Raw genomic sequence first — 20,640 nt, forward strand, 5'->3', positions numbered from 1 at the left:
GACGGCCATCAGGTCGTCAGCGTCCGCAGCAGGTTCTTGTAGTCCTCGCGGATGTCCGCGTCGGATTCCTTCAGTTCATTGATTTTGCGGCAGGCGTGCAGCACGGTCGTATGGTCGCGACCACCGAACATGTCGCCGATTTCCGGCAGACTGTGGTTGGTCAACTCCTTGGACAGGGCCATGGCTACCTGACGCGGGCGCGCGACAGAACGCGAACGACGCTTGGACAACAGATCGGAGATCTTGATCTTGTAGTACTCAGCGACGGTACGCTGAATGTTATCCACACTGACCAGTTTGTCTTGCAGCGCCAACAGATCCTTGAGCGATTCACGAATCAGCTCGATGGTGATGTCACGCCCCATGAAGTGCGAGTGAGCGATAACCCGCTTCAGTGCACCTTCCAGCTCACGGACGTTGGATCGGATGCGCTGAGCGATGAAAAAGGCTGCGTCATGCGGGAGCTCGACTTTGGCCTGGTCGGCCTTCTTCATCAGGATTGCTACGCGGGTCTCCAGCTCTGGCGGCTCGACAGCCACCGTCAGCCCCCAACCAAAGCGCGACTTCAGACGCTCTTCCAGGCCTTCGATTTCCTTGGGATAGCGGTCAGAGGTAAGAATTACCTGCTGGCCACCCTCAAGCAAGGCGTTGAAGGTGTGGAAAAACTCTTCCTGCGAGCGCTCTTTGCGAGCGAAAAACTGGATATCGTCGATCAACAACGCGTCCACCGAGCGGTAGAAGCGCTTGAATTCGTTGATGGCATTGAGCTGCAACGCTTTGACCATGTCCGCGACGAAACGCTCCGAATGCAGGTACACCACCTTGGCGTTCGGGTTCTTCTTCAGCAGATGGTTACCCACAGCATGCATAAGGTGGGTTTTACCCAAACCCACGCCGCCGTAAAGGAACAGTGGGTTGTAGCCATGCTTGGGATTGTCCGCAACCTGCCAGGCAGCCGCGCGGGCGAGCTGGTTCGACTTGCCTTCGACGAAAGTGTCAAAGGTAAAGGTCCGGTTCAGGTAACTGGTGTGCTTGAGCGCACCTTCAACCTGCACGGTGCGCTGTTCAGCCCGACCACCACTGGGCGGCGGCGCAGCGGGCTCTGCCATGGCATCAAAGCTGTCACGCGAAGACGTCTCGACCAGTACAGGCTCGGCCGCGGCCACGGCAACGGGTTCAACCGCTGCTGCCGGGGCCGCCTTGTGTGCCTGGGTCTGCGCCAGCGAAGCGGCAACGGCAGCGCTGACCGGAGCGTTGGGCGCAGCCCTTGGGGCCGAGCTGCGGCGGCTACCTATTAATAAGGAAAGGGCAGGTGCAATGCCGCTACCGTTCTCCCCCAACAGCTCGAGCAAGCGACCCAGGTACTTTTCATTGACCCAATCGAGAACGAAACGGTTAGGCGCATAGACGCGCAACTCGTCGCCTTCGGCTTCGACCTGTAGCGGACGGATCCAGGTGTTGAATTGCTGGGCAGGCAGTTCATCGCGCAGAAGCTCCACGCACTGCTGCCAAAGTTCCACTGACACGGATATCCCCTGAGTTTGAAAGCCGGATGAGGCAAAAACAAACCGCCATTGTACCGGTCGAGCGTTCAGTTATCCACATGTGGACACGTTAGGAACCATGACAAAACAGCCATTTATCGACCAAAACGGCTTTCTGCCTCTGTGAATAAGACCTGTGGATAACGGGCCATGAGGTCTATGCACAACCCTGGGCACCAGCCTGTTGATAACCTTGCTGTGGATAAACTGCATTTTCATCCACAGCTTTCGCCCACGATGGGAACAGTCGCAGCACCGGTTCAGAACAAAGTTGTAAAACTCTGTACATCACGTAAATCATGGCCTAGCGATGGTTATCCACAGAAGGTTATCCACCTAAGATTTATAAGTTCTTCAGAAAAGCTTTTTATATGTCTCTTCTTTTTTTTCATGTTGTCCCCGATTCGTGTGTCCGATCAAGCACCCTTTGGCACGAACCAGGAGGCACCGTCCATCACAGCTCTATATGGAATGACTGGTTGGAAATTGACCTATGGGCTTGCTTTCTCTAGAATCGCCGGTCTCTTAAAAAGGGGGCCATCCCGGCCCGTCGTCGACAAACCAGGTAACACGCCATGAAACGTACTTTCCAACCAAGCACCATCAAGCGCGCCCGCACCCACGGTTTCCGTGCCCGTATGGCTACCAAGAACGGCCGTGCTGTTCTGTCGCGTCGTCGTGCCAAAGGCCGTAAGCGTCTGGCCATTTGATTTTTCGGCACAGGTGGTGAGTCAGGACTTCAGTCGGGAAAAGCGACTGCTTACACCCCGACACTTCAAAGCGGTCTTCGACTCCCCAACCGGCAAGGTTCCAGGGAAAAACCTGCTGATCCTTGCTCGCGAGAACGGCCTCGATCACCCACGCCTTGGCTTGGTAATCGGCAAGAAGAGTGTCAAGCTCGCCGTTCAACGCAACCGCCTCAAGCGCTTGATGCGCGATTCCTTTCGTCTGAACCAGCAATTGCTTGCTGGCCTGGACATCGTGATCGTCGCGCGCAAGGGATTGGGTGAGATAGAAAACCCGGAATTGCACCAACACTTTGGCAAGCTCTGGAAACGCCTGGCACGCAGCCGGCCGACACCAGCAGTCACCGCCAATTCCGCAGGGGTAGACAGCCAAGATGCGTAAACTGGCACTCGTTCCGATCCAGTTTTACCGTTACGCCATTAGTCCTCTGATGGCCAATCACTGTCGGTTTTTCCCCAGTTGCTCCTGTTACGCGTATGAAGCCATCGAAAACCATGGCATCTGGCGTGGTGGGTGGCTGGCCGTTCGTCGCCTGGGGCGTTGTCATCCGTGGAATGACGGCGGTTTCGACCCCGTTCCACCCGCTCCTTCCTCCCGAACTTCTTCGATAGCCGAGTAATCATGGATATTAAACGCACGATCCTGATCGCCGCGCTGGCAGTCGTGTCCTACGTCATGGTCCTGAAGTGGAACGATGACTACGGCCAGGCTGCCCTGCCGACTCAGAATACTGCTGCCAGCACTGTTGCTCCGGGCTTGCCCGATGGCGTGCCGGCCGGTAACAACGGTGCCAGCGCCGATGTACCGAGCGCCAACGCCGAATCGAGCCCTGCCGAACTGGCACCGGTCGCACTCAGCAAGGACCTGATCCGAGTCAAGACCGACGTTCTGGAACTGGCTATCGATCCGGTCGGTGGTGACATCGTCCAGCTGAACCTGCCGAAGTACCCACGCCGTCAAGACCACCCGAACATTCCATTCCAGTTGTTCGACAACGGTGGTGAGCGTGTTTACCTGGCACAAAGCGGTCTGACCGGCACCGACGGTCCGGATGCCCGCGCCAGCGGCCGTCCCCTGTATGCTGCCGAACAGAAGAGCTACCAGCTGGCCGACGGCCAGGAACAACTGGTGGTAGATCTGAAGTTCAGTGACAACGGCGTCAACTACATCAAGCGTTTCAGCTTCAAGCGCGGTGAGTACGACCTGAATGTCAGCTATCTGATCGACAACCAGAGCAGCCAGGCGTGGAGCGGCAACATGTTTGCCCAGCTCAAGCGTGATGCCAGCGGCGATCCGTCCTCCAGTACTGCCACCGGTACCGCTACCTACCTGGGTGCCGCCCTGTGGACAGCTTCCGAGCCTTACAAAAAGGTCTCGATGAAGGACATCGACAAAGGTAGTTTGAAAGAAAATGTGTCCGGCGGCTGGGTTGCCTGGCTGCAGCACTACTTCGTGACCGCCTGGATTCCAGCCAAGTCGGACAACAACGTTGTCCAGACCCGCAAGGATAGCCAAGGCAACTACATCATCGGCTACACCGGCCCAGTTATCAGCGTACCGGCTGGCGGCAAGGTCGAAACCAGCGCCATGCTGTACGCTGGCCCGAAGATCCAGTCCAAGCTGAAAGAGTTGTCCCCAGGCCTGGAATTGACCGTCGACTACGGCTTCCTGTGGTTTATCGCCCAGCCGATCTTCTGGCTGCTGCAACATATCCACAGCCTGCTGGGTAACTGGGGCTGGTCGATCATCGTGCTGACCATGTTGATCAAAGGCCTGTTCTTCCCGCTGTCGGCTGCCAGCTACCGCTCGATGGCCCGTATGCGTGCCGTTGCACCTAAGCTCGCCGCACTCAAGGAACGCTTCGGTGACGATCGCCAGAAGATGTCCCAGGCGATGATGGAGCTTTACAAGAAAGAGAAGATCAACCCGCTGGGCGGCTGCCTGCCGATCCTGGTGCAAATGCCGGTATTCCTGGCCCTGTACTGGGTATTGCTGGAAAGCGTGGAAATGCGCCAGGCCCCATGGATACTGTGGATTACCGACCTGTCGATCAAGGATCCGTTCTTCATCCTGCCGATCATCATGGGCGCCACCATGTTCATCCAGCAGCGCCTGAACCCGACACCGCCGGATCCGATGCAGGCCAAGGTGATGAAAATGATGCCAATCATCTTCACCTTCTTCTTCCTGTGGTTCCCTGCCGGTCTGGTGCTGTACTGGGTTGTGAACAACTGCCTGTCGATTTCGCAGCAGTGGTACATCACTCGCCGTATCGAAGCAGCTACCAAAAAAGCTGCTGCTTGACGGGCTAATACGCTAGCCTGTGAATAAAAAACGCCCCCTAGTGGGGCGTTTTTGCTATCTGTCGTTTTGTCGTAGAGGCTTTCGAGCATGAACACTGTGCGTGAAACCATCGCCGCCATCGCCACGGCCCAGGGCCGTGGTGGTGTGGGTATTGTCAGGTTGTCCGGCCCTCTGGCTGCCAAGGCCGGCCTGTTGATCACCGGCCGCACCCTGACCCCGCGGCATGCCCATTACGGCCCATTCCGCGACGATGACGGGCTGGTGCTGGACGAAGGGATTGCGTTGTTCTTTCCTGGGCCTAATTCGTTCACTGGCGAGGACGTGCTTGAACTGCAGGGTCACGGCGGTCCTGTGGTGCTGGACATGCTGCTGCAGCGCTGTGTACAAGTCGGCTGTCGTCTGGCCCGCCCGGGCGAATTCAGCGAGCGCGCTTTCCTCAACGACAAGCTCGACCTGGCTCAGGCCGAAGCCATCGCCGACCTGATCGAGGCGAGTTCCAGCCAGGCAGCGCGCAACGCCCTGCGCTCGCTGCAAGGGGAATTCTCCAGGCGTGTGCACAGCCTCACCGAGGCGTTGATTGCCCTGCGTATTTACGTCGAGGCGGCGATCGACTTTCCTGAGGAAGAGATCGACTTCCTTGCCGATGGCCACGTGCTGTCGATGCTTGATGCCGTGCGCAGCGAGTTATCCACTGTGCAGCGCGAGGCCGGGCAAGGCGCCTTGCTGCGCGACGGCATGACGGTAGTCATTGCCGGCCGGCCGAATGCCGGTAAATCAAGCTTGCTGAACCAGCTGGCCGGACGGGAAGCAGCCATTGTCACGGACATCGCCGGTACCACGCGGGATATCCTGCGCGAACATATCCACATCGACGGCATGCCGCTGCACGTTGTCGATACTGCCGGCTTGCGCGATACCGATGACCATGTGGAAAAGATCGGTGTGGAACGTGCCCTGAAGGCAATTGGCGAGGCAGACCGCGTTCTGCTCGTGGTCGACTCCACTGCGCCCGAGGCCAGCGATCCGTTCGCTCTCTGGCCTGAGTTTCTCGCTCAGCGGCCGGATCCGGCCAAAGTCACGCTGATTCGCAACAAGGCCGACCTGAGTGGTGAGCGGGTAGCGCTGGAACAGTGCGATGACGGCCACGTGACCATTACCCTCAGCGCCAAGGGCGACGACACAGGGCTGCAACTGCTCCGTGAGCATCTGAAGGGCTGTATGGGTTACGAACAGACTGCAGAGAGTGGATTCAGCGCCCGCCGGCGCCATCTGGATGCCTTGCGCCAGGCCAGCGAGCACCTGGAGCACGGCCGTGCACAATTGACCTTGGCGGGCGCAGGAGAGCTTCTGGCTGAGGACTTACGCCAGGCACAGCATGCGCTGGGGGAAATCACAGGAGCATTCAGCTCGGATGACCTGCTTGGGCGGATTTTCTCCAGCTTCTGCATCGGCAAGTAATCCACAGCCTGGCAAGGTCAAGCGCCGCTCCTTAGGGAGCGGCTTTTTTTTGCCTGAAATTCGTTGCAGAAGCTGAATGCAGGCCGATGACCCAAGCACCCATGTGAGCGGGCGGGCCCGCGAAGAAGCCCTTACAAGCACCAGATCTCTGCGGATGTACCCATCCTTTCGCGGGCTCGACCGCTTCAACCTGATCATGTCTGCCCGCCAGCGCGATGAATTTTTCATGCCCGGCTTGAAAACTGTGCTCAGGAGCCCTGTGGAAAAGTCGCCTTCAGCTCAGTTGATAAGCGGGCTTTTTTTCTGAGGAAAAAACCGCCTGTGGGTAAATAGCCATTTAATCCACAGGCTAAATGGCGTTATCCATAGCCCTCATGCCACTCCAGACACAGGGTTTAATTTCTCTCTACATAGCGTCATTCGTGGGATAGGAGACTTTATCCACAGATATCGTTGTGCATAAGAATAAACATAAAAACAAAGCTTTTTAAATTTCTTCTCTCTGATTTCTGTTGTTTGCCACTCATCCACAGACTGGTCAAAATTTGCTCAGACGGTTTCTTTACTGGGGGTGAAGTCCCTATACTTGTCCGCTTACCTTCTCTATTCGCAAAAACAGGCACGAGGTGCGTGGTGGATTTCCCTTCCCGTTTTGACGTGATCGTCATCGGCGGCGGCCATGCCGGTACCGAGGCTGCGCTTGCGTCTGCACGCATGGGTGTGAAAACCCTGCTGCTGACCCATAACGTGGAAACCCTCGGTCACATGAGCTGCAACCCCGCCATCGGCGGTATTGGCAAAAGCCATCTGGTCAAAGAGATCGATGCGCTCGGCGGCGCCATGGCGCTGGCCACCGACAAGAGCGGCATCCAGTTCCGCGTTCTGAACAACCGCAAGGGCCCGGCCGTACGTGCCACCCGTGCACAAGCCGACCGCGCCATCTACAAGGCAGTGGTGCGTGAAATCCTGGAAAACCAGCCAAACCTGTGGATATTCCAGCAGTCCTGCGACGACCTGATCGTCGAGCAGGACCAGGTCAAAGGCGTGGTGACCCAGATGGGCCTGCGTTTCTTTGCCGAATCGGTGGTACTGACTACCGGTACCTTCCTCGGCGGCCTTATCCACATTGGTCTGCAAAACCATTCCGGTGGTCGCGCCGGTGATCCACCTTCGATTGCCCTGGCCCACCGCATGCGTGAACTGCCGCTGCGCGTCGGCCGTCTGAAAACCGGTACCCCGCCACGCATTGACGGCCGCTCTGTGGATTTCTCGGTAATGACCGAACAGCCGGGCGATACGCCGATCCCGGTGATGTCGTTCATGGGCAATGCTGAAATGCACCCGCGTCAGGTGAGCTGCTGGATTACCCACACCAATGCGCGCACCCACGAGATCATTGCCTCGAACCTCGACCGTTCACCGATGTACTCGGGCGTGATCGAAGGTGTCGGCCCGCGTTACTGTCCGTCGATCGAAGACAAGATCCACCGCTTCGCCGACAAGGAAAGCCACCAGGTGTTCATTGAGCCGGAAGGCTTGAACACCCATGAGCTGTATCCCAACGGTATTTCCACTTCGCTGCCGTTCGACGTGCAACTGGAGCTGGTCCGTTCGATCCGCGGCATGGAAAACGCCCACATCGTGCGCCCCGGGTATGCCATCGAGTACGACTACTTCGATCCCCGTGACCTCAAGTACAGCCTCGAGACCAAAGTCATCGGCGGTCTGTTCTTCGCCGGGCAGATCAACGGCACCACCGGATACGAAGAAGCCGGTGCCCAAGGCCTGCTGGCCGGGACCAATGCTGCACTGCGTGCGCAAGGTCGCGACAGCTGGTGCCCGCGCCGCGATGAAGCCTACATCGGTGTGCTGGTCGACGACTTGATTACCCTGGGTACTCAGGAGCCGTACCGCATGTTCACTTCGCGCGCCGAGTACCGCCTGATCCTGCGCGAAGACAACGCCGACCTGCGCCTGACCGAAAAGGGCCGTGAACTGGGCCTGATCGATGACCAGCGCTGGGCCGCGTTCTGTGCCAAGCGCGACGGTATCGAGCGTGAGGAACAGCGCCTGAAATCGACCTGGGTGCGCCCGAACACTGAGCAAGGCCAAGCGATTGTGGATAAGTTTGGTACACCGCTTAGCCACGAATACAGCCTGCTCAACCTGCTGGCGCGGCCGGAAATCGATTACGCCGGCCTGATTGAGGCGACCGGTGGTGAAGCGATCGACCAGCAGGTCGCCGAGCAGGTCGAGATCCGCACCAAATACGCGGGTTACATCGACCGCCAGCAGGATGAAATCGCCCGACTGCGTGCCAGCGAAGACACCCGCCTGCCTGTGGATATCGACTACTCGACGATCTCCGGCCTGTCCAAGGAGATCCAGGGCAAGCTGGGCCAGACCCGTCCGGAAACCTTGGGGCAGGCTTCGCGCATCCCTGGCGTGACCCCGGCGGCGATTTCCCTGTTGTTGATACACTTGAAAAAACGCGGCGCTGGCCGCGAATTGGAGCAAAGCGCTTGAGTTCCCTGGTCACCCCGCAACACGCTGAAGAGTTGTCCACAGGTGCGCGCAAACTCGGAGTCGAGCTGAGCGCCGAGCATCACGAAAAGCTGCTCGGCTACCTGGCCCTGCTGATCAAATGGAACAAAGCGTACAACCTGACTGCCGTGCGCGACCCGGACGAGATGGTTTCACGCCATCTCCTGGATAGCCTCAGTGTCATGTCGTTTATCCACAGCGAACGTGACAGTTGGCTGGACGTCGGCAGCGGTGGAGGCATGCCGGGGATCCCGTTGGCAATTTTGCATCCGCACAAGCGGGTGACCGTGCTGGACGCCAATGGCAAGAAGACCCGTTTCCTGACACAGGTGAAAATGGAACTCAAGCTGGACAACCTCACGGTTATCCACAGCCGGGTCGAGGCCTTCCAGCCGCCACAACCGTTCGACGGAATCATCTCCCGCGCCTTCAGCAGCATGGAGAACTTCACCAATTGGACCCGCCACTTGGGCGACACCGGGACGCAATGGCTTGCAATGAAGGGGCTGCATCCTGCCGATGAACTGGTAGCATTGCCCGCAGACTTCACAGTGGAAAGCGAACAGGCCCTGACCGTTCCGGGTTGCCAGGGCCAGCGCCATCTGCTGATACTGCGCCGCAAGGCATGACTGGGAACACTCGCAACAATGGCTAAGGTATTCGCAATCGCGAACCAGAAAGGTGGTGTGGGCAAGACAACCACCTGTATCAATCTCGCCGCCTCGCTGGCTGCGACCAAGCGTCGTGTCCTGCTGATCGACCTCGATCCGCAGGGCAACGCCACCATGGGCAGCGGTGTGGACAAGCACGAGCTCGAGCACTCGGTCTACGACCTGCTGATCGGGGAGTGCGACTTGGCCCAGGCTATGCACTACTCCGAGCACGGAGGCTTCCAGTTGCTGCCGGCCAACCGTGACCTGACCGCCGCTGAGGTGGTGCTGCTGGAAATGCAGGTCAAGGAGAGCCGTCTGCGCAACGCGCTGGCGCCCATCCGCGATAACTACGACTACATCCTCATCGACTGCCCACCGTCGCTGTCGATGCTCACGCTCAATGCGCTGGTCGCTTCCGATGGCGTAATTATCCCCATGCAGTGTGAGTACTACGCGCTGGAAGGTCTCAGCGACCTTGTGGATAACATCAAGCGCATCGCCGCCCGGTTGAACCCGGAGTTGAAGATCGAGGGCCTGCTGCGGACCATGTACGATCCGCGTCTGAGCCTGAACAACGATGTTTCGGCGCAGTTGAAGGAGCACTTTGGCCCTCAGCTGTACGACACGGTCATTCCGCGCAACATTCGCTTGGCCGAGGCCCCCAGCTTCGGCATGCCAGCCCTTGCTTACGACAAGCAATCGCGGGGCGCGCTGGCTTACCTGGCCCTGGCAGGGGAACTGGTACGCCGTCAACGCCGTCCATCACGCACTGCACAAACAACTTAAGGAATCCGTATGGCCGTCAAGAAACGGGGTCTCGGACGTGGGTTGGATGCACTGCTCAGTGGTCCTTCCGTCAGCGCGCTCGAAGAGCAGGCTGTGAAGATCGACCAGAAAGAACTGCAACACCTGCCGGTCGAGCTGGTCCAGCGTGGCAAGTATCAGCCTCGCCGGGACATGGACCCGGAGGCGCTGGAAGAGCTTGCGCACTCGATTCGCAACCATGGTGTGATGCAACCGATCGTGGTGCGCCCGATTGGCGACAACCGATACGAGATCATCGCCGGTGAGCGCCGTTGGCGCGCTACCCAGCAGGCCGGCCTGGACACGATCCCGGCCATGGTCCGCGAAGTGCCCGACGAAGCCGCCATCGCCATGGCATTGATCGAGAACATCCAGCGCGAAGACCTCAACCCACTGGAAGAGGCCATGGCCCTGCAGCGCCTGCAACAGGAATTCGAGCTTACCCAGCAGCAGGTGGCTGACGCTGTGGGCAAGTCGCGGGTGACCGTGGCCAACCTGCTGCGCCTCATTACCTTGCCCGATGCGATCAAGACCATGCTCGCCCACGGTGACCTGGAGATGGGGCATGCCCGTGCATTGCTCGGCCTGGATGAAAATCGTCAGGAGGAGGGGGCGCGTCATGTTGTCGCACGTGGCCTCACCGTGCGCCAAACCGAAGCACTGGTCCGTCAGTGGCTCAGCGACAAGCCTGATCCGGTCGAACCGAGCAAACCTGATCCGGATATCGCTCGCCTTGAACAGCGGCTCGCAGAGCGCCTGGGCTCGGCCGTGCAGATCCGTCATGGCAACAAGGGCAAAGGCCAGTTGGTTATTCGCTACAACTCGCTTGACGAGTTGCAAGGCGTGCTCGCTCACATCCGCTGAAACAATTCCTGTTGTAGCGTGAAGTCGGAAATCACTACCGAAGAGTTGAATAGGGGTTAATCCACCCCTATACTCTGCGCGCATTTTGTCGGCACAAATTATGCCAAGTCATAGCTGACTTGTTGGTCGACTTCCGAGGAGCAGTTGTGATGGAAATACGCACGCCAAACCGCCTGCCTTTCCATCGCTGGGCGGTTTTTCCGGTACTGCTGGCTCAATTTGTCGTACTGCTGCTGGCAACCTTGGTGTTGTGGCAGTGGAAAGGGTCGGTCAGTGGATATTCAGGCCTTTGCGGAGGTTTGATTGCCTGGCTGCCCAATGTGTATTTCGCCTGGAAGGCTTTTCGCTTCAGCGGGGCTCGGGCGGCACAAGCTATCGTCAAGTCGTTTTACGCTGGCGAGGCAGGCAAGATGATTTTGACGGCAGTGCTTTTTGCACTGACCTTTGCAGGAGTGAAGCCACTGGCGCCGCTAGCAGTATTCGGCGTCTTCGTGTTGACCCTTTTGGTCAGCTGGTTCGCGCCCCTGCTGATGAATAAAAGACTTTCGAGACCTTAGGGCGTTTGAGGCAACCATGGCAGCAGAAACCGCTTCGGGCTATATCCAGCACCACTTGCAGAACCTGACCTACGGTCAACTACCAGACGGCAGCTGGGGCTTCGCCCATTCGGCTGCAGAAGCCAAGGCAATGGGCTTCTGGGCGTTCCACCTGGACACCCTGGGTTGGTCCGTCGCGCTGGGTCTGATCTTCCTGTTGATCTTCCGCATGGCGGCCAAGAAGGCGACTTCCGGCCAACCTGGCGGTCTGCAGAACTTCGTTGAAGTGATGGTCGACTTCGTCAACGGCAGCGTGAAGGACTCCTTCCACGGCCGTAGCCCGGTAATCGCGCCGCTGGCGCTGACCATTTTCGTCTGGGTATTCCTGATGAACGCCGTCGACCTGATACCGGTCGACTGGATTCCTCAGCTGGCCATCCTGATTTCCGGTGACCCGCACATTCCGTTCCGCGCCGTGTCGACCACCGACCCGAACGCGACCCTGGCCATGGCCTTCTGCGTCTTCGCCCTGATCATCTTCTACAGCATCAAGGTCAAGGGCCTGGGCGGCTTCATCGGTGAGCTGACCCTGCACCCGTTTGGCAGCAAGAATATCTTCGTGCAGATCCTGCTGATTCCGGTCAACTTCCTGCTGGAATTCGTCACCCTGATCGCCAAGCCGATCTCGCTGGCACTGCGTCTGTTCGGCAACATGTATGCTGGCGAGCTGGTGTTCATCCTGATCGCTGTAATGTTCGGCTCGGGCCTGCTGTGGCTCAGCGGCCTGGGTGTGGTGCTGCAATGGGCGTGGGCTGTGTTCCACATCCTGATCATCACCCTGCAAGCTTTCATCTTCATGATGCTGACCATCGTCTACCTGTCGATGGCTCACGAAGATAACCATTAAGACCGCCTGGCGTGTCTGATAGCCTTCCCTGCCTGTACGGGGGGAGGGCTTAAAAAGTCCGCAAGGGCATGCTGTACCAAACGATTTGTTTTACCGCTTCAAACTAAAAACCTAACCAATACGACGTAAAAGTCGGGAGGAAAGATGGAAACTGTAGTTGGTCTGACCGCTATCGCTGTTGCTCTGCTGATCGGCCTGGGTGCTCTGGGTACCGCCATTGGTTTCGGCCTGCTGGGTGGCAAATTCCTGGAAGGCGCTGCTCGTCAACCAGAAATGGTTCCAATGCTGCAGGTCAAAATGTTCATCGTTGCCGGTCTGCTCGACGCCGTAACCATGATCGGTGTTGGTATCGCTCTGTTCTTCACCTTCGCGAATCCGTTCGTTGGTCAGATCGCCGGCTAATCACTCGTCACCACGAGTTGATGGCTGTATGAATTAAGACCGAGCGAGGTGTTGGCGTGAACATTAATGCAACCCTGATTGGCCAATCCGTTGCTTTCCTGATTTTTGTACTCTTCTGCATGAAGTATGTATGGCCTCCGGTCATCACTGCCCTGCAAGAGCGCCAAAAGAAGATTGCCGACGGCTTGGACGCTGCCAACCGCGCAGCTCGCGACCTGGAGCTGGCCCAAGAGAAAGCGGGTCAGCAACTGCGTGAAGCTAAAGCACAGGCAGCCGAAATCATCGAGCAAAGCAAGAAACGCGCTGCTCAGCTTGTCGACGAAGCCCGTGAACAGGCTCGCGTCGAAGCTGACCGTGTGAAGGCTCAGGCTCTGGCCGAGATCGAACAGGAACTGAACAGCGCTAAAGACGCCCTGCGTGCCCAAGTGGGTGCTCTGGCCGTTGGTGGTGCTGAAAAGATCCTTGGCGCCACAATCGATCAAAACGCGCATGCGGAGCTGGTTAACAAACTGGCCGCTGAAATTTAAGCGAGGGCGATCATGGCAGAACTGACCACGTTGGCCCGACCTTACGCTAAGGCTGCCTTTGAGCATGCCCAGGCCCATCAGCAACTGGCCAATTGGTCAGCCATGCTCGGCCTGGCTGCTGCGGTGTCGCAAGACGACACCATGCAGCGCCTGCTCAAGGCCCCGCGACTGACGAGCGCAGAAAAGGCCGCCACGTTCATTGACGTGTGCGGTGACAAGTTCAATGCACAGGCACAGAATTTCATTCATGTTGCCGCGGAAAACGACCGTCTCCTGCTTCTGCCGGAGATTGCCGCTCTGTTCGACCTGTACAAGGCCGAGCAAGAGAAATCCGTGGACGTGGAAGTCACCAGTGCCTTCGCGTTGAACCAAGAACAGCAAGACAAACTCGCCAAGGTTCTCAGTGCACGGTTAGGCCAGGAAGTGCGCCTGCACGCGTCGGAGGATGCCAGCCTGATTGGCGGCGTCGTCATCCGCGCCGGTGACCTGGTAATCGATGGCTCTGTTCGCGGCAAAATCGCGAAACTGGCCGAAGCATTGAAATCTTGAGTTTGAAGGGGCAGCAGAGCAATGCAGCAACTCAATCCTTCCGAAATTAGTGAAATCATCAAGGGCCGCATCGATAACCTCGATGTGAGCTCCCAAGCCCGTAACGAAGGTACCGTCGTTTCGGTATCCGACGGTATCGTGCGGATCCACGGTCTGGCCGACGTCATGTACGGCGAAATGATCGAGTTCCCTGGCAGCGTCTACGGCATGGCCCTGAACCTGGAGCAAGACTCCGTAGGTGCAGTGATCCTGGGTGGCTATGACACCCTCGCCGAAGGCATGAGCGCCAAGTGCACCGGCCGCATCCTGGAAGTTCCGGTTGGTAAGGAACTGCTGGGCCGCGTCGTTGACGCACTGGGTAACCCGATCGACGGCAAAGGTCCTCTGGGCAACACCGAGACCGACGCAGTCGAGAAAGTGGCTCCAGGCGTGATCTGGCGTAAGTCGGTAGACCAGCCTGTACAGACTGGCTACAAGTCCGTCGACGCCATGATCCCTGTCGGCCGTGGCCAGCGCGAGCTGATCATTGGCGACCGTCAGATCGGCAAGACCGCCATGGCCATCGACGCCATCATCAACCAGAAAGACTCCGGTATTTTCTGTGTTTATGTTGCAGTCGGCCAGAAGCGTTCCACCGTTGCCAACATCGTTCGCAAGCTGGAAGAAACCGGCGCCCTGGCCAACACCATCGTGGTTGTTGCCAGTGCTTCGGAATCCGCCGCACTGCAATTCCTGGCGCCATACGCCGGTTGCACCATGGGCGAGTTCTTCCGCGACCGCGGTGAAGACGCACTGATCGTTTACGATGACCTGTCCAAGCAGGCTGTTGCCTACCGTCAGATCTCCCTGCTGCTGCGCCGTCCACCAGGACGCGAAGCATACCCAGGCGACGTGTTCTATCTCCACTCCCGTCTGCTGGAGCGTGCATCGCGCGTTTCGGAAGAGTACGTCGAGAAGTTCACCAACGGTGCTGTCACTGGCAAAACTGGTTCCCTGACCGCTCTGCCGATCATCGAAACCCAGGCTGGCGACGTTTCTGCGTTCGTTCCGACCAACGTGATTTCCATCACCGACGGTCAGATCTTCCTGGAATCGGCCATGTTCAACTCGGGCATCCGCCCTGCAGTGAACGCCGGTGTTTCGGTATCCCGCGTAGGTGGTGCCGCTCAGACCAAGATCATCAAGAAGCTGTCCGGTGGTATTCGTACCGCTCTGGCTCAGTACCGTGAACTGGCTGCATTCGCCCAGTTCGCGTCCGATCTGGACGAAGCGACCCGCAAGCAGCTGGAGCATGGTCAGCGCGTTACCGAGCTGATGAAGCAGAAGCAGTACGCGCCGATGTCCATCGCGGACATGGCTCTGTCGCTGTACGCCGCTGAGCGTGGCTTCCTGACCGACGTAGAGGTCTCCAAGATCGGCAGCTTCGAGCAAGCACTGATCGCCTTCTTCAACCGTGATCACGCTGAACTGATGGCGAAGATCAACGTGAAGGGTGACTTCAACGACGAAATCGACGCAGGCCTGAAAGCCGGTATCGAGAAGTTCAAGGCCACCCAGACCTGGTAAGCCGCAGCGGGGGCTCAGGCCCCCGCTTGCTAACCTGATAGGTGATACATGGCAGGCGCAAAAGAGATTCGCAGTAAGATTGCGAGCATCAAAAGCACGCAAAAAATTACCAGCGCCATGGAGAAAGTGGCGGTCAGCAAGATGCGCAAGGCACAAATGCGCATGGCTGCTAGCCGTCCTTACGCGGAACGTATCCGCCAGGTGATCGGTCATCTGGCCAACGCCAACCCGGAATACCGCCACCCGTTCATGATCGAGCGCCCTGTAAAGCGCGCCGGTTATATCGTGGTGAGCAGTGACCGTGGTCTGTGCGGTGGCTTGAACACCAACCTGTTCAAGGCCCTGGTCAAGGACATGAGCGCAAACCGCGAACAGGGCGTGGAAATCGACCTGTGCGTGATCGGCAGCAAGGGTGCGACTTTCTTCCGCATCTTTGGCGGCAACGTCGTAGCAGCGATCAGCCACTTGGGCGAAGAGCCATCGATCAATGATCTGATCGGCTCCGTCAAAGTGATGCTGGACGCCTACCTGGACGGCCGTATCGATCGCCTCTCGGTGGTTTCGAACAAGTTCATCAATACCATGACCCAGAAGCCGACGGTCGAGCAATTGGTACCGTTGGTGGCAACCCCGGATCAGGATCTCAAGCATCACTGGGACTACCTGTATGAACCCGACGCAAAAGAGCTGCTGGACGGCTTGATGGTGCGTTACGTGGAGTCGCAGGTATACCAGGCGGTGGTCGAGAACAACGCTGCTGAACAAGCGGCCCGGATGATCGCCATGAAGAACGCCACAGACAACGCCGGTGATTTGATCAAAGAGCTTCAGTTGATCTACAACAAGGCGCGTCAGGCTGCGATCACCCAGGAGATCTCGGAAATCGTCGGCGGCGCTGCCGCGGTTTAACGGTTCACATATTCAGAGGATCCAGCTATGAGTAGCGGACGTATCGTTCAAATCATCGGCGCCGTCATCGACGTGGAATTCCCACGTGACGTCGTGCCGAGTGTATACAACGCGCTTAAAGTACAAGGCGCGGAAACCACCCTGGAAGTTCAGCAGCAGCTGGGCGACGGCGTGGTTCGTACCATTGCGATGGGCTCGACCGAAGGCCTGAAGCGCGGTCTGGATGTCGTCGACACCGGCGCTGCCATTTCCGTTCCAGTTGGTAAGGCCACCCTGGGCCGTATCATGGACGTACTGGGCAACCCGATCGACGAAGCCGGCCCGATCGGCGAAGAAGAGCGTCGCGGTATCCACCAGCCAGCGCCTTCGTTCGCTGACCAGGCGGGCGGCAACGACCTGCTGGAAACCGGCATCAAGGTTATCGACCTGGTTTGCCCGTTCGCCAAGGGTGGTAAGGTTGGTCTGTTCGGTGGTGCCGGTGTCGGCAAGACCGTAAACATGATGGAACTGATCCGTAACATCGCCATGGAACACAGCGGTTACTCCGTGTTCGCTGGTGTGGGTGAGCGTACTCGTGAGGGTAACGACTTCTACCACGAGATGAAGGACTCCAACGTTCTCGACAAGGTAGCGCTGGTCTACGGTCAGATGAACGAGCCACCAGGAAACCGTCTGCGTGTAGCGCTGACCGGCCTGACCATGGCCGAGAAGTTCCGTGACGAAGGTAACGACGTTCTGCTGTTCGTCGACAACATCTATCGTTACACCCTGGCCGGTACCGAAGTATCCGCACTGCTGGGCCGTATGCCTTCGGCAGTAGGTTACCAGCCGACCCTGGCTGAAGAGATGGGCGTTCTGCAAGAGCGCATCACCTCCACCAAGGAAGGTTCGATCACCTCCGTACAGGCCGTATATGTACCTGCGGACGACTTGACCGACCCGTCGCCAGCGACCACCTTCGCCCACTTGGACGCCACCGTCGTTCTGTCCCGTGACATCGCCTCCCTGGGTATCTACCCAGCGGTCGACCCACTGGACTCGACTTCGCGCCAGCTGGACCCGAACGTGATCGGCAACGAGCACTACGAGACCGCTCGTGGCGTTCAGTATGTTCTGCAGCGCTACAAAGAGCTGAAGGACATCATTGCGATCCTGGGTATGGACGAACTGTCCGAAGCCGACAAGCAACTGGTAGCCCGCGCTCGTAAGATCCAGCGCTTCCTGTCGCAGCCGTTCTTCGTGGCAGAAGTCTTCACCGGTTCGCCAGGCAAGTACGTTTCCCTGAAAGACACCATCGCTGGCTTCAGCGGCATCCTCAAAGGTGACTACGACCACCTGCCAGAACAAGCGTTCTACATGGTCGGCAGCATCGACGAAGCGATCGAGAAAGCCAAGAAACTGTAATTCCTGCGCCCCGCAAGGGGCGCTATCAGGTTGAGGCAAGCAGATGGCTATGACAGTCCATTGCGATATCGTCAGCGCGGAAGGAGAGATCTTCTCCGGCCTGGTCGAGATGGTGGTTGCGCACGGTAACCTGGGTGATCTTGGTATCGCTCCAGGCCATGCGCCACTGATCACCAATCTCAAGCCTGGTCCGATCACGCTGACCAAGCAGGGTGGCGCACAAGAGGTGTTCTACATCTCTGGTGGTTTCCTCGAGGTTCAGCCGAACATGGTCAAGGTGCTTGCCGATACCGTGCAACGTGCTGCAGACCTGGATGAAGCTCAGGCTCAGGAGGCCCTCAAGGCTGCCGAGAACGCCCTGAATCTGAAAGGCGCGGACTTCGACTACGGCGCCGCCGCCGCACGTCTGGCCGAGGCCGCAGCTCAGCTGCGTACCGTCCAGCAAATGCGCAGAGGCAAGTAATCGGCTACGGCTGATAACTTCTGTTGCGATTGAGTAAAAGGGTAGCCTCGGCTACCCTTTTTCTTTTTCTGTTTTCTCCCCCCACGGTCTTTCACTGACCGCCCAGGATTGGTAGCCAGTAATGTCACTCGATATCGTTATTCTCGCCGCCGGCCAAGGCACCCGCATGCGCTCGGCGCTGCCCAAAGTGTTGCACCCGGTAGCTGGCAATTCCATGCTCGGCCATGTTATCCACAGCGCGCGCCAACTTCAGCCGCAAGGTATTCATGTGGTCATTGGCCATGGTGCCGAACTGGTTCGCGAGCGCCTGGCCGCTGACGACCTGAATTTCGTCATGCAGGATAAACAGCTGGGTACCGGTCACGCTGTTGCCCAGGCACTGCCGGCGCTGACCGCTGATACTGTGCTGGTGTTATACGGCGACGTGCCGTTGATCGAAGTGGAGACCCTGCAGCGTCTGTTGGCAAAGGCCAACGATCAGCAGCTGGGACTGCTTACAGTCACCCTCGACGATCCGACCGGCTATGGCCGAATCGTGCGTGACGAGCAGGGCAAGGTAACTGCCATCGTTGAGCACAAGGACGCCAACGACGCGCAAAAAGCGATCAAGGAAGGCAACACTGGAATTCTGGCCCTGCCAGCCGCGCGTCTTACCGACTGGATGGGCCGGCTGTCGAACAACAACGCCCAGGGCGAGTATTACCTGACTGACGTAATCGCCATGGCAGTGGCCGATGGCTTGGTGGTGGCAACTGAACAGCCACACGATGCTATGGAAGTGCAGGGCGCCAACGACCGCCGCCAGCTGTCCGAGCTTGAGCGTCACTACCAGTTGCGTGAAGGCCGCCGTCTGATGGCTCAGGGAGTTACCCTGCGCGACCCGGCACGCTTCGATGTTCGTGGTGAAGTGAGCGTAGGTCGTGACGTGCTGATCGACATCAACGTGATTCTCGAAGGCAAGGTGGTCATCGAAGACGATGTGCAGATCGGCCCTAACTGCGTGATCAAGAACACGACCCTGCGCAAAGGCGCGGTGGTCAAGGCCAACAGCCACCTTGAAGGCGCGGTGATGGGAGAAGGCAGCGATGCTGGCCCGTTCGCCCGCCTGCGCCCGGGCAGCGTACTGGACGCCAAGGCCCATGTGGGTAACTTCGTCGAACTGAAGAACGCCCACCTGGGTGAAGGGGCCAAGGCTGGACACCTGGCTTACCTGGGTGATGCCGAAATCGGTGCGCGGACCAATATCGGCGCCGGCACCATCACCTGCAACTACGATGGTGCCAACAAGTTCAAGACCGTGATGGGTGAAGATGTGTTCATCGGTTCGAACAACTCGCTGGTGGCGCCTGTGGAAATCAAGGCCGGCGCGACCACCGCAGCCGGTTCGACTATCACCCAGGCCGTAGAAGCGGGTGACCTGGCTGTAGCCCGTGCGCGCCAGCGCAACATATCGGGCTGGAAGCGCCCGGAGAAGATCAAGAAGAGCTGAGTTATTCACAGCCATTTCGATCGAAAGCCGACTTATGTGAATAAGTCGGCTTTTTTATTGGCCCTGTCCCGCGTCTACAGGACCGCGCCAAAGCAGAGGAAACAATCCACAGGTCAGCGACAGCTTGACGAATCGCTCGTCTTAGGTTTTGATTGCAACCACTAACTTTCGAATCGAAACTTAAACGCACATGTCGAAACGAAACACACCACAACGGCGACACAATATTCTGGCTTTGCTCAGCGAGCAGGGTGAGGTAAGTGTGGACGCGTTGGCCAAGCGTTTCGCCACCTCGGAAGTGACCATTCGCAAAGACCTCGCCGCCTTGGAAACCAACGGCTTGTTGTTACGCCGCTACGGTGGTGCGGTGCCGGTGCCGCAAGAGTTGCTCGGTGAACCGGCACAACCCGTCTCTTCCTATAAAAAGGCCATTGCGCGTGCCGCCGTGGGGCGTATCCGCGAACATGCGCGCATTATCATCGACAGCGGCAGCACCACGGCGGCAATGATCCCCGAACTGGGGCGCCAGCCAGGCCTGGTGGTGATGACCAATTCACTCAATGTGGCCCGTGCAATCTGCGACCTCGAACACGAGCCGGTGCTGCTGATGACCGGTGGCACCTGGGACCCGCATTCCGAATCGTTCCAGGGCCAGGTCGCGGAGCAGGTACTGCGCTCCTACGATTTCGACCAATTATTCATCGGTGCCGACGGCATCGACCTCGGCCGGGGTACCACTACCTTCAACGAACTTCTTGGGCTGAGCCGGGTCATGGCGGAAGTTGCCCGTGAAGTGATCGTGATGGTCGAGTCGGACAAGGTGGGGCGCAAGATCCCTAACCTCGAGCTGCCCTGGGGCAGCGTGCACACCCTTATTACAGATGAACGCCTGCCAGCAGCAGCGCGCGAACAAATTCAAGCCCGCGGCATCAACCTGATCTGCGCCGCGATCAGCCAGGAGCAATAAAAC

The 20,640-nt window shown here is 58.3% G+C and carries 21 protein-coding genes; 20 read left to right on the plus strand and 1 reads right to left on the minus strand.

Going from position 1 to position 20,640, the window contains the following annotated elements:
- Positions 1 to 8: 8 nt before the first annotated feature.
- Positions 9 to 1,526, minus strand: coding sequence for a chromosomal replication initiator protein DnaA (gene dnaA, locus ACF8EF_RS09120; protein ID WP_392461463.1), 1,518 nt, complete (start codon positions 1,524 to 1,526; stop codon positions 9 to 11).
- A 593-nt stretch (positions 1,527 to 2,119) separates the two neighbouring features.
- Here dnaA and rpmH point away from each other — a divergent pair.
- The 20 genes from rpmH to ACF8EF_RS09220 all read left to right on the plus strand — a co-directional run bounded on the left by rpmH (position 2,120) and on the right by ACF8EF_RS09220 (position 20,637).
- On the plus strand, positions 2,120 to 2,254 hold the full coding sequence (gene rpmH, locus ACF8EF_RS09125) for a 50S ribosomal protein L34 (protein ID WP_003253163.1): 135 nt from the start codon (positions 2,120 to 2,122) through the stop codon (positions 2,252 to 2,254).
- Positions 2,255 to 2,267: 13 nt separating this feature from the next.
- The gene (rnpA, locus tag ACF8EF_RS09130; RefSeq protein WP_003253166.1) at positions 2,268 to 2,672 is read left to right on the plus strand and encodes a ribonuclease P protein component; all 405 of its coding nucleotides are present in this window, start codon (positions 2,268 to 2,270) and stop codon (positions 2,670 to 2,672) included.
- Positions 2,665 to 2,910, plus strand: a complete 246-nt coding sequence (gene yidD / locus ACF8EF_RS09135) for a membrane protein insertion efficiency factor YidD (protein WP_003253169.1) — start codon at positions 2,665 to 2,667, stop codon at positions 2,908 to 2,910. Before rnpA ends, yidD begins: the two co-directional genes overlap by 8 nt.
- Positions 2,911 to 2,912: 2 nt before the next feature.
- On the plus strand, positions 2,913 to 4,595 hold the full coding sequence (yidC, locus tag ACF8EF_RS09140; protein WP_176682962.1) for a membrane protein insertase YidC: 1,683 nt from the start codon (positions 2,913 to 2,915) through the stop codon (positions 4,593 to 4,595).
- A gap of 87 nt (positions 4,596 to 4,682) precedes the next feature.
- Positions 4,683 to 6,053: a tRNA uridine-5-carboxymethylaminomethyl(34) synthesis GTPase MnmE gene (gene mnmE / locus ACF8EF_RS09145; protein ID WP_176682961.1), complete on the plus strand. Its 1,371-nt coding sequence runs from the start codon at positions 4,683 to 4,685 to the stop codon at positions 6,051 to 6,053.
- 633 nt (positions 6,054 to 6,686) lie between these two features.
- Entirely contained in the window at positions 6,687 to 8,579 is a 1,893-nt protein-coding gene (mnmG, locus tag ACF8EF_RS09150) for a tRNA uridine-5-carboxymethylaminomethyl(34) synthesis enzyme MnmG (protein ID WP_176682959.1), read from the plus strand.
- The gene (gene rsmG / locus ACF8EF_RS09155; RefSeq protein ID WP_176682958.1) at positions 8,576 to 9,226 is read left to right on the plus strand and encodes a 16S rRNA (guanine(527)-N(7))-methyltransferase RsmG; all 651 of its coding nucleotides are present in this window, start codon (positions 8,576 to 8,578) and stop codon (positions 9,224 to 9,226) included. Before mnmG ends, rsmG begins: the two co-directional genes overlap by 4 nt.
- Positions 9,227 to 9,244: 18 nt before the next feature.
- Positions 9,245 to 10,036 (plus strand): ParA family protein, encoded by a 792-nt coding sequence (locus ACF8EF_RS09160; protein WP_003253182.1) that lies wholly within the window; start codon positions 9,245 to 9,247, stop codon positions 10,034 to 10,036.
- 9 nt (positions 10,037 to 10,045) lie between these two features.
- Positions 10,046 to 10,918 carry a ParB/RepB/Spo0J family partition protein gene (locus tag ACF8EF_RS09165; RefSeq protein ID WP_003253185.1) on the plus strand — a complete coding sequence of 291 codons (873 nt, stop codon included), beginning with the start codon at positions 10,046 to 10,048 and terminating at the stop codon, positions 10,916 to 10,918.
- Positions 10,919 to 11,067: 149 nt separating this feature from the next.
- Positions 11,068 to 11,475: a F0F1 ATP synthase subunit I gene (locus ACF8EF_RS09170; RefSeq protein ID WP_010955890.1), complete on the plus strand. Its 408-nt coding sequence runs from the start codon at positions 11,068 to 11,070 to the stop codon at positions 11,473 to 11,475.
- Between the two features lie 16 nt (positions 11,476 to 11,491).
- Positions 11,492 to 12,361: a F0F1 ATP synthase subunit A gene (gene atpB, locus ACF8EF_RS09175; protein ID WP_010955889.1), complete on the plus strand. Its 870-nt coding sequence runs from the start codon at positions 11,492 to 11,494 to the stop codon at positions 12,359 to 12,361.
- Between the two features lie 144 nt (positions 12,362 to 12,505).
- Positions 12,506 to 12,763, plus strand: coding sequence for a F0F1 ATP synthase subunit C (atpE, locus tag ACF8EF_RS09180; RefSeq protein ID WP_003097235.1), 258 nt, complete (start codon positions 12,506 to 12,508; stop codon positions 12,761 to 12,763).
- Positions 12,764 to 12,819: 56 nt separating this feature from the next.
- A complete protein-coding gene (locus ACF8EF_RS09185; RefSeq protein ID WP_010955888.1) occupies positions 12,820 to 13,290 on the plus strand; it encodes a F0F1 ATP synthase subunit B in 471 nt (156 codons plus the stop codon).
- Positions 13,291 to 13,302: 12 nt separating this feature from the next.
- The gene (locus ACF8EF_RS09190) at positions 13,303 to 13,839 is read left to right on the plus strand and encodes a F0F1 ATP synthase subunit delta (RefSeq protein ID WP_003253191.1); all 537 of its coding nucleotides are present in this window, start codon (positions 13,303 to 13,305) and stop codon (positions 13,837 to 13,839) included.
- A 21-nt stretch (positions 13,840 to 13,860) separates the two neighbouring features.
- Positions 13,861 to 15,405, plus strand: coding sequence for a F0F1 ATP synthase subunit alpha (gene atpA, locus ACF8EF_RS09195; RefSeq protein WP_176682956.1), 1,545 nt, complete (start codon positions 13,861 to 13,863; stop codon positions 15,403 to 15,405).
- Positions 15,406 to 15,453: 48 nt separating this feature from the next.
- The gene (atpG, locus tag ACF8EF_RS09200) at positions 15,454 to 16,314 is read left to right on the plus strand and encodes a F0F1 ATP synthase subunit gamma (protein WP_003253195.1); all 861 of its coding nucleotides are present in this window, start codon (positions 15,454 to 15,456) and stop codon (positions 16,312 to 16,314) included.
- A gap of 27 nt (positions 16,315 to 16,341) precedes the next feature.
- Positions 16,342 to 17,718, plus strand: a complete 1,377-nt coding sequence (gene atpD / locus ACF8EF_RS09205; RefSeq protein ID WP_003253197.1) for a F0F1 ATP synthase subunit beta — start codon at positions 16,342 to 16,344, stop codon at positions 17,716 to 17,718.
- A 43-nt stretch (positions 17,719 to 17,761) separates the two neighbouring features.
- Complete coding sequence (locus tag ACF8EF_RS09210; protein ID WP_003260039.1) at positions 17,762 to 18,181, plus strand: F0F1 ATP synthase subunit epsilon; 420 nt, start codon at positions 17,762 to 17,764, stop codon at positions 18,179 to 18,181.
- 121 nt (positions 18,182 to 18,302) lie between these two features.
- Positions 18,303 to 19,670 (plus strand): bifunctional UDP-N-acetylglucosamine diphosphorylase/glucosamine-1-phosphate N-acetyltransferase GlmU, encoded by a 1,368-nt coding sequence (glmU, locus tag ACF8EF_RS09215; protein WP_392461465.1) that lies wholly within the window; start codon positions 18,303 to 18,305, stop codon positions 19,668 to 19,670.
- Between the two features lie 190 nt (positions 19,671 to 19,860).
- Positions 19,861 to 20,637 (plus strand): DeoR/GlpR family DNA-binding transcription regulator, encoded by a 777-nt coding sequence (locus tag ACF8EF_RS09220; RefSeq protein WP_003253204.1) that lies wholly within the window; start codon positions 19,861 to 19,863, stop codon positions 20,635 to 20,637.
- Positions 20,638 to 20,640 lie beyond the last annotated feature (3 nt).

This window comes from Pseudomonas sp. zjy_15 (genome assembly GCF_043101865.1).
GTDB lineage: Bacteria > Pseudomonadota > Gammaproteobacteria > Pseudomonadales > Pseudomonadaceae > Aquipseudomonas > Aquipseudomonas putida_Y.